Source organism: Nocardiopsis synnemataformans, from assembly GCF_965343085.1.
Taxonomy (GTDB): domain Bacteria; phylum Actinomycetota; class Actinomycetes; order Streptosporangiales; family Streptosporangiaceae; genus Nocardiopsis; species Nocardiopsis alborubida.
In genome coordinates this window covers 22198-37968 of sequence record NZ_CBDRFA010000026.1, presented here as the reverse complement: position 1 = coordinate 37968, position 15771 = coordinate 22198, and the positions used below count along the sequence as shown (strand labels likewise).

At 68.0% G+C, this 15771-nt stretch carries 15 protein-coding genes; 13 read left to right on the top strand and 2 right to left on the bottom strand.

Annotated elements, in window-relative coordinates; translation table 11 throughout:
• Positions 1-33 precede the first annotated feature (33 nt).
• The 8 genes from ACSIH6_RS16720 to ACSIH6_RS16685 all read left to right on the top strand — a co-directional run bounded on the left by ACSIH6_RS16720 (position 34) and on the right by ACSIH6_RS16685 (position 9520).
• Positions 34-2199 carry an ABC transporter ATP-binding protein gene (locus ACSIH6_RS16720; RefSeq protein ID WP_435109225.1) on the top strand — a complete coding sequence of 722 codons (2166 nt, stop codon included), beginning with the start codon at positions 34-36 and terminating at the stop codon, positions 2197-2199.
• Positions 2200-2254: 55 nt separating this feature from the next.
• Entirely contained in the window at positions 2255-3160 is a 906-nt protein-coding gene (locus tag ACSIH6_RS16715) for an endonuclease/exonuclease/phosphatase family protein (protein WP_435109224.1), read from the top strand.
• Positions 3161-3387: 227 nt separating this feature from the next.
• Positions 3388-4638, top strand: a complete 1251-nt coding sequence (locus ACSIH6_RS16710; RefSeq protein WP_435109268.1) for an MFS transporter — start codon at positions 3388-3390, stop codon at positions 4636-4638.
• A 126-nt stretch (positions 4639-4764) separates the two neighbouring features.
• Positions 4765-6219 (top strand): hypothetical protein, encoded by a 1455-nt coding sequence (locus ACSIH6_RS16705; protein WP_435109223.1) that lies wholly within the window; start codon positions 4765-4767, stop codon positions 6217-6219.
• 15 nt (positions 6220-6234) lie between these two features.
• Positions 6235-6867 (top strand): 2'-5' RNA ligase family protein, encoded by a 633-nt coding sequence (locus ACSIH6_RS16700; protein WP_435109222.1) that lies wholly within the window; start codon positions 6235-6237, stop codon positions 6865-6867.
• A gap of 128 nt (positions 6868-6995) precedes the next feature.
• Positions 6996-8015 carry a hypothetical protein gene (locus ACSIH6_RS16695; protein ID WP_435109221.1) on the top strand — a complete coding sequence of 340 codons (1020 nt, stop codon included), beginning with the start codon at positions 6996-6998 and terminating at the stop codon, positions 8013-8015.
• Positions 8016-8110: 95 nt separating this feature from the next.
• Positions 8111-8659: a hypothetical protein gene (locus ACSIH6_RS16690; RefSeq protein WP_435109220.1), complete on the top strand. Its 549-nt coding sequence runs from the start codon at positions 8111-8113 to the stop codon at positions 8657-8659.
• Positions 8660-9091: 432 nt separating this feature from the next.
• Entirely contained in the window at positions 9092-9520 is a 429-nt protein-coding gene (locus tag ACSIH6_RS16685; RefSeq protein ID WP_435109219.1) for a hypothetical protein, read from the top strand.
• A gap of 20 nt (positions 9521-9540) precedes the next feature.
• Here the strand turns inward: ACSIH6_RS16685 and ACSIH6_RS16680 are convergent, their stop codons facing one another.
• Positions 9541-9942 (bottom strand): hypothetical protein, encoded by a 402-nt coding sequence (locus ACSIH6_RS16680; protein WP_435109218.1) that lies wholly within the window; start codon positions 9940-9942, stop codon positions 9541-9543.
• Between the two features lie 413 nt (positions 9943-10355).
• Between ACSIH6_RS16680 and ACSIH6_RS16675 the strand changes: the two genes are divergently transcribed.
• The 5 genes from ACSIH6_RS16675 (at position 10356) to ACSIH6_RS16655 (ending at position 15054) form a co-directional block, all read left to right on the top strand.
• Complete coding sequence (locus tag ACSIH6_RS16675; RefSeq protein WP_435109217.1) at positions 10356-10874, top strand: hypothetical protein; 519 nt, start codon at positions 10356-10358, stop codon at positions 10872-10874.
• Positions 10875-11073: 199 nt separating this feature from the next.
• Entirely contained in the window at positions 11074-12876 is a 1803-nt protein-coding gene (locus tag ACSIH6_RS16670; RefSeq protein ID WP_435109216.1) for a hypothetical protein, read from the top strand.
• Positions 12877-12937: 61 nt separating this feature from the next.
• Positions 12938-13135 carry a hypothetical protein gene (locus tag ACSIH6_RS16665; RefSeq protein ID WP_435109215.1) on the top strand — a complete coding sequence of 66 codons (198 nt, stop codon included), beginning with the start codon at positions 12938-12940 and terminating at the stop codon, positions 13133-13135.
• Between the two features lie 55 nt (positions 13136-13190).
• Entirely contained in the window at positions 13191-13559 is a 369-nt protein-coding gene (locus tag ACSIH6_RS16660; RefSeq protein ID WP_435109214.1) for a DUF6283 family protein, read from the top strand.
• A gap of 991 nt (positions 13560-14550) precedes the next feature.
• The gene (locus ACSIH6_RS16655; protein WP_435109213.1) at positions 14551-15054 is read left to right on the top strand and encodes an NUDIX hydrolase; all 504 of its coding nucleotides are present in this window, start codon (positions 14551-14553) and stop codon (positions 15052-15054) included.
• On the opposite strand, the gene ACSIH6_RS16650 is transcribed toward ACSIH6_RS16655, so the two are convergent.
• On the bottom strand, positions 15017-15700 hold the full coding sequence (locus ACSIH6_RS16650; protein ID WP_435109212.1) for a PIG-L deacetylase family protein: 684 nt from the start codon (positions 15698-15700) through the stop codon (positions 15017-15019). The genes ACSIH6_RS16655 and ACSIH6_RS16650 overlap by 38 nt on opposite strands.
• Positions 15701-15771: the final 71 nt, after the last annotated feature.

The following is a 15771-nucleotide window of genomic DNA, read 5'->3' as shown; positions in this document are numbered from 1 at the left end:
GCCTGCACACCGACACCCGCTTGGAGCTCATCCGTGACCTCACTTCCTACGCCTGATGACGGCTCCGCCGCCTCCGACACTGGACTGGACGAGGAACTCACCGCCCCCAAATGGCGGCACTTCGACGCAGAACTGGTGCGCACCAGCCTGTGGACCAAACTCGCCCGTATGCCCGCGCTCACCGCCTCCGCACTGAGCTGGGCGTGGAAGGCCAACCCCCGTGACCTGGTCCTGGCACTGGCAGCGAGCACGCTGGCCGCCGTCTTGGGCGCTGTGAGCCTGGCCTCGGTCACCTGGGTACTCGACGCCCTGCTGGCTGAGGGACCTCTTGCTGAGCGGGTGCGCGCCGCCCTGCCCGCGGTGGCGGTGGTCGCCGCCGTGTCCGCCGTGTCCGGGTCCATCCGCCTGGTCTCGGACTGGGCACTGGCCCGCCTAGGCACCCAAACCGAACGCCTGGTCGAGCTGGAGTTGTTCGACCTCACCACCAGAGCACGTCTGGAAGCCTTCGACAACGAGGACTGGGCCGACGCGATGTATCGCAGCCGCGACCGAGGCCTGTACGAGGTGCCCCACCTAGTCACCGCCTGCCTGGAGGTCCTCTCCGGCGTCGTGGCACTGCTGTCTTTGGCCGGAGTCCTGGCCGTGCTGCATCCCCTCCTGCTCCCGCTGTTGGTGGTCAGCGTTGTCCCCGCTGGCTGGGCGGCCACCCGCGCCGCCCGCATGGAATACGACGCCCAACGCCGCCTGAGCACCGGACGACGCAGGAGGTGGATCCTGGGCGACCGCATGGCGGCCCGCGACTCGGCTGCCGAACTGCGCTCTTACACCATGCGCCAATCTCTGCTCGCCGACTACACCGCCCTGGCCGACCACGAGCGCGACGCCATGCTGGGCGTGGCCTGGTACCAAACCCGCATCCGCGCCCTGGGCGGGACCATCGGTGGAGCTGCCACCGCCCTGACCTACGCCACCTTGGGCACGCTACTGGTGGTGGGGTGGATGCCGCTGGCGGCCGTGGGCACCGCCGTGCTGGCCCTGCAACGCGCCCAGGGACAGATGCACAACCTGCTGCACTCCCTCAACCGGGTCTACGAGAGTGGTCTGTACTACGGCGACTTCCTTGACTTTTGCGACCAGGCCCGCGCCCAGCTGCCCCCAGCCGCCACCGCACCGCCTCCAGCACAGCTGGAGCGGGTACACGTCCGGGAGGCGACCTTCACCTACCCCACCGGGAAAAAGCCCGCGCTGAAGGAAGTGACGGTGCACGTGGACGCGGGCGAGACGATCGCGCTGGTGGGTGAGAACGGCTCAGGAAAATCCACCCTGGCCCGCCTGCTGGGCGGTCTCTACCAACCCCAGCACGGCAGCGTGCAATGGAACGGGGTCGACTACGTCGATCTGGGGCCCGGGGTGTGTGAGCGCATCAGCGTCATCATTCAGGACCACACCCGCTGGCCGATGACCGCGCGCCGCAACGTCACCATGGCCCAGGATTGCGACCAGGCCAGGTTGGAGGAGGCCGCCCGGTTAAGCGGCACCGACCAGGTCGTCTCCCCCCTGGTGAAGGGATGGGACACGCTGCTTGACTCCACGTTCGCCTCCGGCGTCAACCTGTCGGGGGGCCAGTGGCAGCGCATCGCCGCTGGCCGCGGCATATACCGGAAGGCGGATCTGCTCATCGCCGACGAGCCCACCTCCGCCCTCGACGCCAAGGGCGAGGCCCGCTTCTTCACCACGATCCAGAACTACGCCGACCGCACAGGCGCGGCCGTCGTGCTCATCACGCACAAAATGGCGTCAGTCCGTATGGCCGACCGCATCTACGTCCTGGACCAGGGACAGGTCATCGAACACGGCACTCACACGGAGTTGATGGCTGCTCAGGGGCGCTACCACGAACTTTTCACCCTGCAGGCCAGTGCTTACCACGACAACCCCGACCCCACTGTAGGGACCGCGAATGAGTGCGCACTGTCCGCTGAAAATGAGCGCCGTCCACACAACTCCAGTTGTGAGCGCGCAACCGGTCTCACGACCAGCGACAATCCCGAGAGCACACTCCCGGCGGGAGACGGCCACGGAGACGAAGTGCGCACACCCAGCCGACAGGACGAGTGCGCATCAAGCCCGGACGCCGACGTTTCCGCAGGAACCAGTGCGCACGAAGACACGGATCCTACACCCACCCCCACGTCCTGACACTCGGAACGTGCCCACGACGCCCCCTTTGGTTCTTCGAACAGGAAAACACCGCGTGCCCAACACGAGTCTGCGCTGCATGTCTGTCAACGCCTGGCGCTCCGGCATCCACAACCCGGACGGCACCTACGACAACCGACTCCCCGCCCTGTGCGAGTCGATCGCCGCCCATTCCCCTACCCTGGTCGGGTTCCAGGAGGTCAATGAGTGGGCTAAGAACGACCGAAAGCTGTTGCGCGAGGTCGAAGAACGACTCGGCCTCACCGCGGTCGATGACGCGTTCGTACCCGGCCGGTCCACCGGCCTGCTCTATGACCCCGCCGTCATGGAGCTGGTGGAGTGGGAACCGATCACGGGCAGCGAACACACGTGGCAGGGCTTCGGCGGAACCGCGCGTTTCGACATCGGCCTGCCCTTCTCCCTGTCGGTCGTGGTGGTGCACCTGTCCCACCAAAGCGCCCCACTCGCTCTGCACCAGGCGTCCTTGGTCAACGATCGAGCCCGCCGGGTCGCGGACCGCGCCCAACCCCCCGGCGCCATCAAGGCCGAGGCCGCCGTAGTGCTTGGCGACGTCAACCAGCCCCGATTGCACCACCCCGCCGCTCCTCCAGAGCCCCTCCCGCAGGAGTTGCCCGCGGCCAACCTCGCCTACCGGTACATCGGAGCGCCCGGTCATGAGGTCGTCGACCGGACCGTCGCGGAGCTGTTCGCCCGCTGCCGGTGGACCGACCTGGCACTGCACCTCGCGGACCTGACCACCGACCCCCGAGAGCAGGCCGCTCTCCTCGCGCCGACCGGGCAGGGTGGGTTCGCGGTTGACCGGGTCTACGTCACCGAGTCCGTGGTGCCCGCTTCCCGTGGGCTGCGTCAGGTGTCGGTTCCCAGCGACCACAAAGCCCTGGTCTGGGACCTGGTTCCGGTCCTGATCGACCCCTCGTTGACTACCCGGCTGCATCGGTGAGCCCAGGATGCCGCCGGGCGCCGACCCGCGCGGGCTGGATGCCACTCCAGGATGACGAGGGTGTTCTGGCCGCTGCTTTGGCACCCCACGACTGATCCCTGCTCCGGAAAGGGACCGATGACTACCCAGTCGGCAAAAACTGCCCGACACCACAGGTGGAGCACTCAGGCCACCGCTTCGTGTGTGAGGGAGGAACCGTGAACGGCAGCCCATGGTCCTGGTATCAGATGGTCCTGGCCTTGAGGTTTCGCGGGTTTCGCCTCTTTTGGATGGGCAAATCCCTCTCTTATGTGGCCGGGGGCGCTTACACCGTCGCCCTGACCTACTTGGTCTGGAACATCACCGGCCAGGCCCTGCCCACAGCCATGGTGCTCACCGTGCAGTTCCTGCCCACCATCGTGTTCGGCCCCTGGCTTGGAGCCCGCGTGGACCAGTGGGACCGCCGACGGGCGATGATCTGCCAACAGGCACTGAGCGCTGTGGTCTCAGCGACCATGTCCGCCCTGGTGTTGACCGACACCGCCCAACTGTGGAGCGTCTACACGCTGTTGTTCCTCAGCGGTACGCTCACCGCCCTGAGCAACCCCCTCCAGGCCGCGCTGATCACCGAGGTCCTACCCAAGGACGACCCCGCGGGCCGGGGGCAGCCCCGCAAATCCGGGGGCTCGCTGAACTCCCTGTCCTGGCAGGGAGGCAACCTGCTCGGGGCTGGACTGGCGGGGCTGCTCATCCCGGTGTGGGGTGTAGGAGCGGTGATGGCGCTGGCGCCCGTCGCCGCGACGGTGCCCATCGTGCTCCTGGCCCGCATCCGCCCCCAGGACCGCCGCCCGGCCACCACCGCGACCCGCACAGCGCGCGCACGAATCCTGGAAGGCGTGCGGCATGTGAGCGCGGACCCTCATCTGATGGTCGCGCTCGTGCTGGGCGCCGCCGTGAGCATGATGGCCATGGGCTCCCTCCAGGCGGGCGCGCAGCTCCTGGTGCTGTCCGAGTACGCCACCACAGCAGATGAGGAAGCCCGGGTGCTCGGGTGGGCGGGGGCGGCTGTGGCCGTGGGCGGGATCAGCAGCCAACTGCTCACGGGAGGAGGCGGGTACACCCCCTCGGGGCGACTGCTGGTGCGCGTTGCCACCGCCTTGGGGGTGGTGATCGTCGTCATCGCGGTGGCCCCCGCCCTGTGGGGGGTGTTGGTGTTGCTGGCTGTGGCGTCGGTGTGTGCCTACGCCCACCAGACCATGGCCCAGCTCATCAACTTGTCCGCCGCCGGGCAACTCCAAGGCCGCATCGCGGGGTTGTGGTTCGCGTTGGGCAGCGGCGGCAAAGCGCTCTCCGGTCTGCTCGTGGGTGGGTTGGCCCAGGTGTTCGGGGCGCGGATCGGGATGGTGGTGTGCGGTGTGCTCCTGGTGGTGATCGCCGCGCTTACCGCCCTGCTGTACCGGCGAGCACGCCAGCCGGGCACGGTCGCTCCTTCCCCGTAGCTGGAGGTAGGCACGAGAATGTGGGTCTTGGTCGAGGTGGAGGTGGTCGTGGTGGTCGGCGTACCGGTCCAGATGCGCGGTACTACAGGCCTCGCGCACGCCCCGACGGGGAGAGGGGAGTGAGCTGTGGCCGCACGTGTGGGGTTGGTGCGCCGGGCGGGGATCCCGCTGTATCGCGCCGATGACCTGCTGGTTCGTCTGCGCCAGGACGAGCGTGTACAGGTCGACATCCTGACCGTGGGCACGGGCCTTGGGCGGGCGGTGGACGCGCTGCCCACACTCGACTGGCCCGGGGCCCGGTGCGGCTATGACGTGGTGCTCGGCCCGGCCCTGGACAACCCGGTGCGGTGGGAGGTCTACGCTTCGCCCTCACCCGGCCAGGCCCGGCCTGGCCGGGTGGTCGACAGCCTGTTGGGGGATGTGACCCTGGACCGGATCCGGGCCGGGCGCAGCCACCGCGAGCACTACCGCCGCCAGTGGGGCACCGACCAGCGCTCCCTGGTCCTGGTGCTGTGCGACCAGGGGCCCGCTTCCCTGCTGGCACATCAGCCAGACCTGCCACAGCAGCTGGTGCGGCAGCTGCCCGTGGACGAATACCAGGTCGTGGTGGCCCTGCACCCCGGGCTGTGGCACACCTGGGGACCAACGACCATGGCGGGGTGGGCCAGGGAGCTGTTGCGGGCCGGGGCGCTGCTGCTGCCCGCCGAGGCGGGCTGGCAGGCCGCGATCGTGGCCGCCGACCACGTCATCGGCGATCAGGGGCCGATGAGCGCCTACGCCCACCGGATGGGCCGCCACACCATGACGGCCGTGCCCACCCCGCAGCGCCCCGGCCCGGCGTTGGGGGTGCTGCACGCCGGCGAGGCGGTGCACGCCCAGCTCGCCGCGGACGCCACACGCCCCAACGCGCACCTGTTCGAGCACGCGCACCGCCGACGCAGCATGCCTGCCCAGTGGGGTGGGGAAGCGGTCCTCACCGGCCTGTACGCCCACACGGGCTTGGACCCGGATCCGGCGTTGCCCCTGGTGGCGCCCGCCGGTGTGGCCGGGATCGCCCACACCGACCCCGACCGCATCATCCGAGCCCGCATCCCCCTGGTGGTGAGCGCGGAGGGCGATGACCGCGAAGTGGTCCTGCGCCGCTGGCCTCTGGCCGCCCCGCCCCCAGACCTGCACAGGCCGATCGTGGTGATCGACGTCGACGAGCCGCACTCTCGCTACCGGGAGATGGCCGACCTGGTGCTGTGCCCGCCCACCCCCGGCGCGGACCCCTGGCAAGTGCTGGATGCGACGATCGATGCGTTCGCCCACCCCGGGCTGGGCTCTGGGCCACTGGTCGCCGTCCTGCACCAGGACGGGTGCCTGCTGGGGCTGGCGGACACAAGCCGCTACCAGCTCAGCGCTGTGCACAGCGGTGCGGCGATGGACCCGGCGTTGTTGGCCTGCGCGTTTTGGGCGGTACGCCGCTACGCGTACCAGCGCGCGCACGCGCTCACCAAGGAACTGACGCTGCTGGTACGGGCGGGACACCAGTGTGTGCCCGTACGCATCACCCCCGTGAGTACACGCACACACACCTGACGGAAAGCATGGAGCATGGACGTCTTCATCGGCCACCACACCCCGCGCTGGGAGCCGGGGCACACAGTGCTGCACTTCTACGCGATACCCGAGCTCGCCCAAGAGCCGGGCCTGGCTGACCTGGTGGCTCGGGGTCGCCAGGTACTCACCAGCCTGGACGGCCTCGTCGCGCCCGTGGCCGATCAGTGGCTACACGCCACCGTGCAGATGGTCGCAGGGCGCAGCACGGCCTCGGTCACCGAGACAGAACTCGCCAGCCTCATCGCCCAAGCGCGCACAGAGTTCTCACACGTGCCAGTGTTCACCACGACGGCGGGCTCGCACCTGGCCTCCCGAGCAGGGACCCTGCTGGATCTGGGTCCGGACGAGCCGTGGCAGCAGGCCCAACAGGCCGCGGAGCGGGCTATCGCGTCGGTGTTCGGCCCCAACGCGTTGGCCTACCAACCGCCACCACCGCACATCACCACGGGGTATGCCACCCGCGCGGCCGACTCAGGCCCCGTTACCAGCGCGTTGCGCCGCACACGGCCCACGCACGCGACCTGGCGCGTGCGCCACATCCACCTGGTGGATGTGACCCAGGACGCCAACACCCACACCTACCGGTGGCGCCAGATCGCGGCGTTCGCTCTGTCCGAGGAACTGTGACCTCTCGCAGGTGGGGGCGAAGCCGCGGCGCGCGGGTAGCACGAGCTGGCCGTTGCGCACCGCACCCGCCACGAAGCGGGGCCAGCGCCACACCCTAGTCTGGCTACCCGCCCTCACAGGAGGTGGTTGTGTTCCCCGACGCGGTGCGACACGCTTTGCTCGGCCCCTCCCACGACAGCGCATGGGCCCACGCGGTGGAGCACACCGTTGCGTGGCTGCCCCGCGAGCGCACCCACGCTGTGCCGCGGGCAGCCCTGCTGGCACTGGTGCGGTACCTGCACCCCGACCACGACCGTGACGGGGTACTGGGACACATCGCCCGACCGGATCTGCCGGTGTATCTGGAGATGGCCACCGCCCAGGACCTGCCTCCCGCCGCCAGCCGAGCTCTGCGCCTGGTCCGCGCAGCCGACACCTTCGCGGTGGACCCGGTGGTGGGGGTGGCCGCCGACGCGCTGGCCCGCACCTACCTCAGCGATCGCCTCCACGATGAACGACTGACGTCTGAGCACCTTGAGGGCACGGTGTGGGTGCGCGCCCACTTCACACCCCCCGGCCGGGCCCGCGTGCAGGTGGAAACCAGCGAGGATGCGCGCCCACCCCTGTCCAGCGGGGTGTGCGCCGTGCCTCGCGCCGGAATGGTCACGTCCCTGGACCGGGTCTTGCTGCACCACGGGAAACTGCCCTGGCTGGACCTGGTCCGCACCGCCGTACGCGGTGGCGATAACACCCTCGTGGCCTCGATCGATGCCGCAGGAGGGGGGCGTGCGGTCTACCACGCCCCCATCCTCATGCGCTCCCCCAACGACCCCTGGCACGCGGGCAAACTACCGTGGCTGTCCTATCTGAGCGTGTCCCCCTCACGGGTGCAGGCGCGCGTGTGGGCCGGACTCCTTGCCCAGTGGCCTTTCCACTACGTGCGTCAACGCCTCGCCGCCCTACGCGCAGCCTCCACCATCGAAGACGCTCTGTCCCCACACCAGGGCGACGAGATCGACCCGCGGGTACACGATCGTGTGCTAGCCGATACGCCGCTGGCACCGTGGCAGGACCTAGGACCCACGGTGCAGGTACACGAGGGCGAACGGATACAGATCACCGTGCACCCACACCCCTGCGCCGACGAAGGATCCCACCACCGATCCTGACGGCAGCCACCGCCCAAGCTCACCCAGGACGATGGGCACCTGCGCACGTTGTTCCCGGGCAGGGTTTCGGACAGGCCCCTGGGGGTGAAAGGCTGATGCCCGTGCGCGTGCCCGCTTCCCAGAACCCACCGCCGGCCCACCCCTCGCACGAGGCCGTGTGGGTGTCCGTGCGCGTCGATGCGGGCCGTGTGCTCATCCACCGTTTCCCCGCCGCCGTGGACCACCCGACCCTTCACCTCGACGAGGAGCCGCGCTACCTCACCGCGTGGGATACCGACGCCAACCAGCATCTGGTCAGCCTGGCCAGCACGCTTCTTCGCCACACCGACGACCTTCCACGCGACCAAGACGGGTACCGGTGGGCGCAGTCCGTGTTCGCGCACCACGTGGCGACCTTCACCGCCACCTGCTACAACGCCACGGGATGCGTCGGCTACACACGCCGGGGTCAGCGGATGGCCTACGCCCTCCTGCGTGCCCCACACGATTTCGATCCGTCCCTGCTCGCGACCCTGGTCCACATCGCACGCTACGACGCCGACGTTGCCGTGGCACTACACGGATCGCTTCGCGGCTCGGGGGCGGTACCGGTGACGGTCACAACCGGCGCCGTGACCAGCAACCTGCTCATCCAACCGCTGTGACCTACCAAAGACGCGCCCTGCCCTTTCGACATAATCACCCGCCTTCGCGTGTGCAGCAGGAGGGTCTGTTCGAACGCTAGGTCCCCGTCGTCATCGACCGCCCGGTACCTGCCGGTTACTCACCTAACTGACCGCAGTGATGCGGGACGGTCCAGGGAACAGGGACACGGTGGAACAGGTGGCGGAGCTCGTCCCCCGAGCAACGATGCGTGCGTTGCAGGTGTAGGGGCATCTGCTTCCCCGTAGGCCGTCAGCGACGCTGAATGGCCACCGCACGCAGCCAGCTACGGGAACCATGGGTTTCTCCGTCGTCTCTGGGCTCACAGTTGACCAGGTCTGCAAGGTTGATGGGAGAGCGAGGGTCTTTCCCATCCGGGTTACGCTGACAGCCCCGAAGAACCCGCCCCCGAGACTGCTGGGAAAGGTGTTGTTGTGCGCGAGCTGATGGAAGCGCTGGTCTGTGACCAGTGCGGGGAAGCGCTGTCGGCACCAGCTTCCCGTCTGGCCGAAAAAGCTCAGCGCTGCGGGTGGCAGGTGCGGTTCTTGCTCGGTGCGTGGGCCAGCGAGGACGACGGTGGGGAGTTCCGCACCGACCGGTGCCCGTCCCATCCCGCCACTTCCTACGCTGAGGGCGAATGGGAGGTGTGGGCCGTGACGCAAGAGCAGAAGAACTTCGACGCGGCCAGAAAACAGCTCGCCGCCGCGGGGTTTGCACCGACGAGCACCACAGCAGAGCAGGACGAGCATCGGCGGCTGGAGTTGTCCTGCGCTGGGCAGGTTCGCGCTGAGGAAGCGGTGCGGCTGCTGCGCGGTGCTGGTGTGCTCGCCTCGGGCGCACCCGTGCCCCAGCCCTGTAGCTGACACGCCAAGACGCGCCTGTCCTAGACGGGGGCGGTACGCAGCCGCCACACGGTGTGGCTGTGGGCCAGCACCGGGGCCAGCGCCAGCCCGAACACCGCTCCCACCGAGAACGCGGACGCCTCCCCGGTGCTGAGCCATGCGCTCACCCCGCTGGTGAGCGTGTTGAGCGCGACCATGCACCAGGCCAAGCCCGGCCTGAACGGCCCTGGCGCCCATCCCGCGGCCGAGGACGCCTCCAAACCGACCACGCACAATCCCAGGGTCGGGGCCAACACCGCCACGTACCAGCTGCCCATCATCTGCTCGTTGGTGGCGGCGGCACCGGCCGCGCCAAGCAGCGCCACACCCCACGCCCCCACCCACACCAGGGCACGCACTCGGCGGGCAAGAATGGACCACGAGGGCGGCTTTGCACTGGCCAACGGAGGGCTCCTTCGCTTCCTGGCCCCAGGCAGGCACAGCGGGTGATGCCGGGGGTGGCGTTGTGTTGCAAGCCAAGCAGCTCACCGGCCCCAGCGTGGGGGTTTCTCCTCATCCGGTCGCGACAGGACGTGCCGCTACACCGCTTGGCCTCCTGCCAGGGCAAAGGTGACGCAGAGCAGCTGGACCTGTCTTCTCCCGGCATCAGAGCTCGACGTGCTCAAGGAATTTGCAAAAGCGCAAACGAAAGACATCTGAGACATGCGTTTGCGTTAGTGCTAGCGTTCGTTGCAGGCGCAAACGTCATATTCAGTCGCAGGTGCGCACGAGCACGGACCCCGAAGAGCATCAGGCTCGCCCGTTCCCGACGGCCTGCGCATTCCTCGCCTGCCAGCCCCTCCACCACGGAGCCCCCATGACACCTCTCGGCCAACACCCCACCTCTGCGGCTTCCTCCATCACCCTCACCTACGGGCCCTTCACGACGGTGGCGCGCCCTGACCAACTCACGCCGGAGACCATCCTGTGGTTCCGCAACGGGGCCTGCCCGCTCATGGCCTGGGCGCTGGTCCACCAGGCCGCCGAACACGGCTACACCTGGTACCCGGCCATCGTCGGTGACGAGCACGACTGGGGCGACTGGTGGCACATGGGCGCCCTCACCGAAGACCAGATGTTCGTGGACGTCACCGGCGTCCACGACGTGGACGCGGTGTGCCACTGGTGGGAGCAGCACCGCACGAACCGTCGCCATCCCGACAACGCCACCGCCGTCCACACCGTCACCGACCTGTTCTACGCGCTGATCTGGTACGACCCGCGCCAGGTTGACGTCGGCACCCGCGCGGCTTCCCTGGCGCTGGCCGACCAGGTGCTCCTGCGCGAAGGACTCATTCCCGCTCCGACCACCCCGAGCGACGAGGAACGCCCATGACCTACTCCGCGGTGAACGCCGAACTGTGCCAGTGCGGGTGCGAGTACGAAACCCACACCCGGCAGGTGGGCACTCGCCCCACCGGGTGTGCCGAGCACCTGTGGTGCGGCCGCCACCGACCCCCGAGTACCCGGTTCCAGATCGGGCCTACACGGCCCCCGACACTGGCCCCGCCCATCGACTCTGCGCAGGAGGTTCGGTGACCGCGCCGCCCACCCTGTTCACCCTGGCCCAGCTGGCCCGCCGCAGCGGCATCTCCCCGGGATACGCCCGGATGCTCAAGCAGAGCACCCGCCTGCCCTCGCCGGACGCTCGCGACGCCGATGGCGGACCCCTGTGGCTTGCCGAGACCATCGACCACTGGTCCACGACCCCCGTCGCTCCCCGCGACGCCCAACCCGGCGCAGATGGTATCGGCTGGCTGTTCACCGTGCCCGAGGCCACCGAACAGGCCCCCATCAGCTACTGGGGCATCGTCACCCATCCCACGAACTCTGCGCGGCGAGTCCACGTGGTGCGCTACGACACCCCCCACGGCCCGCTGCTGTGGGTACGCGCCCTTGATGACGAAGCCGCAGGATGGGAAGGGCTCGACGACCGCGCTGCGGCACAGATCGCCGCCCAAAAAGTCAGCGCGGCCCTGTGGTCGGATGCGCTCATCGCCGTGCACAACAGCCTTCTGAGTACAAGCGAGCACGAGCCCACGATCCGGCTCTTCCGCTTGGAGGCTGAGACCGCTCCTCACCACGGGGAACCCGGTGAGGAACACCGGACCGGGTTCCTACGCGTGCTGACCGACATGCTGCGCAGCTCTGGACCGCGGCACGAACTACCGGCCACCGCGGCCGTGCGCCCCCGGGCCCGGGTGAGCGCCTCAGTCCTGGCCCCGGCCGACCTGGCCCGCCTGACCGGCACGAACTTCCCCATCTGGCCTGAGGGAACCTGCCTGGCAACGCGCGTCCCAGCCACTGCCCACCACAGCGAAACGCTCGCCCTGACCGAGCCCACCCCCACCTGGAACACCAGCGTGCAACGCCTGCGCACCGCACTACACCACGACCTCGCCACCACCCACCCGGCGGCCTTCGCCCTCCTGATCGCCGACACACGCGATGACCTGGAGGCCGAACAGGCCACCTACGAAAGCCAAGCCACCCGAGGAGAGGGCTGGTACCTGGCCGTGCGCCCCGCACCACCCCGCCTGCCATTGGACGTGGACGCGCAGCTGCCCGCGGACGCGCCCCGCGTGGATGCTGACGCGGTACGCACCGACCTGGCCGACCTGCTGGAGATCGAACCGAAGACGGGCCTCGACCAGCCGATGGGAGAGGTCTACGCCCACACCATCAGCCTGCTCACCCGAGCGTTAAAGGCAGCCGACCCCCACGACCCGCTGCTGTCCCGACGCCCCTACCTGGTCGAGGACTCCTACGCCACCGACAGCGGGGCCGAGGCCACACGCGCCTGGATCGACTCCCTGGACAAGGTGGACACCACCGCGTTGGAACATATCCGCCGCGGGCGGCGCCTTCGCGGTGACCACGCGGAGCCGCCCGTATGGGTGGGGCAGGACCGGGACGGAACACTGACGGCGTTCTACACCCAGCCCGGGGGACAGCGGTATGTCACCGAGTGGCCCGCCAGCTTGGACGTCGTGGCCGAGTGGGGCGAGGACACCCTGATCGTGGCCGACCCCGACCCTCTCCATTTCAGCGGTCTGGTGTTCGCCCGTCACCGATCCGGACGCCTGGACCGCATCCCTCATCCCAGCCGCCACTGCACGTTCCGGTACGGCTATGCCAGCGGAGGTCCGAGCGACCTGTACCGGGCGCTGGTGCGCGCGGCCCTGGAATGCCCCGGATCGGGGTTGTCCTTTGAGGCCCCAGACACCAGCGAGCTCTGGAAAGCGGTGAGCACGCCCCAAGACGGGCTACGCCTACCTTGGCCCCAAGTGCGCGCCTGGGCCGAACAAGACCAAGGAAGCACAGAAAACAGGCCGTGACACCAGACCTGAAGCACCCATATTCCGGCTCCCACCCATGGCTCACACAGGAAGGAGGATCATGGCATCCCAGAGTTTTCCACACCGCATCACCGGAGCCTGGACCGGTGACGGCGACGTCCACGCCGCCCGCACACAGGCCAGCGAACCCTCACGGCTGCACACCGCCTGCCAACGCCGGGCCTGGCGTGTCGCTCTGCGGCGCCCTGCCTACACCCCGGTGACCTGCCCGCGGTGCCATCAGGCACTCAAAGGATGAACCTTCACCGCAGTGTTGCCCTACCGGCGCTCCTGACCCCCTGCGAGGTAAGACCATGTCAACCGTACCCCACCGCACCTTTCCCTGCACCGAATGCCCTTGGCGCAAAGACTCACCACCCCAATTCACCGAGGAGCAATTCGAGCACATGGCGCCCAGCTGCGCCGACCGCGACCGCGGCTACCAACCCGCTATCGGCGACACCTGGTTCGCCTGCCACAAGGGTCAGCCCGGGGACGAATCCACCGATGTAGCATGCGCAGGCTGGCTGGCAACCGAAGCCCACAGCCACATGGGTGTGCGTTTCGCCGTTATCGAGGGGCGGCTGCCTGCCCAGACGCTGGAGCCTGATCAGGGGTGGCCTGAGCTGTACTCCTCCTTCACGCAGATGAGGGAGAGCCCTGTCCGCTCCGAGCGCACCTAGACCACAGCCCCCGAAGACCAATCCTCATCCCCTGGCACCGAAGGCGTGTTCCACACAGTACGGCACGCCTACCGGCGCCTCCACAACCTTTCCGCGCTCCTCCTCGCTCACCGCTGTGCGGTGACAGCCACCACACGCTTCTCGTTCCTGCTTACTGAGCCAGCAGGAACGTCAGACTGGGGCTACGGGGGTGTGCGGGGGCCACCCCCACCCACACTGAGCGATTCTCGGTAGCCAAAACCAGTTGGCGCATGACGCGATCGGCTTGATCATGCTGAAAGCGCAGCTTGTATGCTTTCTCTGAAGCTGCGCTAATTTCGGCGATTTCCGCACCACTGCAGGTCATGAGGCCACCCCTGAAAAGTCAGCAAAAAATGATGCTACGATGCCAAAAGTAGGCATCGCACACATTATCAACATAGACGAGTCTTGTTCTCTCTGCCCTTGGAAGGAAAACGTCATGAAATGGTGGGAGAATCGGCGCGAAAGAAAGATCGAACGCGATATATCCCGCATCATGGTTGCGATCTTGACGGGCAACAACGCGCCCATGGCGGCCATCGAGCTAATGAAAAGGACCGGCCTGGGGACAGGCGCACTCTACGTAGCAATCGCCCGAGCCCGTAGCCAGGGATGGTTGGAACGCATATTGGAGGATCCCACTACGCCCGGGGGTCATCGACGCGCACGGTATGCACTCAGCGAGCGAGGACATGAGCAACTTCCCCACGTGCTGGAAAAGGTCCGCCAGGAGCCGATGCCACGCCGGTGGCGCTGGTCTTGGCTCTCCCGTTAACCGTCATCAGCTATCTCTTGGCCCGGGAGTGTGATGCGATTGCGATATACCACCCACTCTGTAGGTACATGATAGCGGCTGGAATCAGCCAACTCCCCCACCGTTCCACTAAAGGCTGGAGGACAAGCCAGAGGGCCAGGAGGTGCTCGAGGTTTCTATTTTGGTTTGCCTACTCAGTGCATGTAAGATTGTCCCATGACGCCAAAATTCATTTCAGATCTACGCGAAAAAGTAGGGCCCGATCACCTGTTGTGGCTTCCTGGGGTCAACGCTGTGGTTGTCGACCAGCGCAACCATGTCCTTTTGCAGATGCGATCTGATACCCGGGAATGGTCTCTGCTCAGTGGCATTCTCGATCCAGGGGAACAACCAGCGGCGGGGGTCGTGCGGGAGGTCCGAGAGGAGACCGGGGTCGAGGTGGTGCCGGAGTGCCTGGTCAGCGTCACGGTCTCCCCGCCGGTACGGCATCCTCACGGGGATCGCGCCCAGTACCTGGAGTTGACGTTTCGGTGCCGCCCGGCGGACGACGCTCAAGAGGCCTACGCCGCTGATGACGAGTCGCTCCAGGTCGCTTGGTTCGCTCCGGACGGGCTGCCGCACATGCGCAGCCGAGTCCGAGAGCGGATCGAACTGGCGCTCAGCGGCCGCACCACGGCGTGGTTCACTCCTCCTGTGGCTGAACATGTCGTACAAGGGTGAACGCCTCTGCCGCCTCGTGGCCGATCTGGGTACCGCGCGCCTGGGCGTGCACATGGATGCCCTGGTGGGAACGGGGGTGGGGCCAGGGCCGCATCTCCGAGTCGTAGATGTGCAGCGCCTGCTCCTTGAGGTGCTGGGCGGCCGGGGAGAGTGGTTGGAACCAGGTCGGCGCAAAGGGCGTGGCGGCCCACTCGGTGGCCGAGCGGATCTCCCACGCCAGCAGGGTCCGCACGCTCGCCCCGGGCAAGGGGCGGGTGGCCGTCGCGGTGCAGTGCGCCGTGATCTGGTGGTCCATGCTCAGATCGGCCGTGGAGTGCGAGTAGACCCGGGTGGGCCGCCACTGTCCGACGACCTCCTCGATCTGCTGGACGATGCTCAACCGCTCGACGGTGTCGAACCGGTTGTCGGGCAGCGTCCCCAGGTGCAACTCGGCGCCGTACAGGTCGGCGACCTTGCGGGCGCATTCGGCGCGGTGGCGGCCCACCCGGGTGTGGTCGGCGCCGGGGCGGCTGGTGGCGGTGCTGCTGAGGATCAGGATGCACAGCGCATGGCCGGCGGCGGCGTGCATGGCCAGGGTGCCGCCCGCGCCGATGATCTCGTCGTCGGCATGCGCGGCCACGGCCAGGACGCGTTCTGAACTGGTCATGGGTTGTCCCTTCGGATGTGGGTCGACGCGGCCTACCAGGTGTGGTGCCGTGTCCTTGGAAGGTTGAGGAA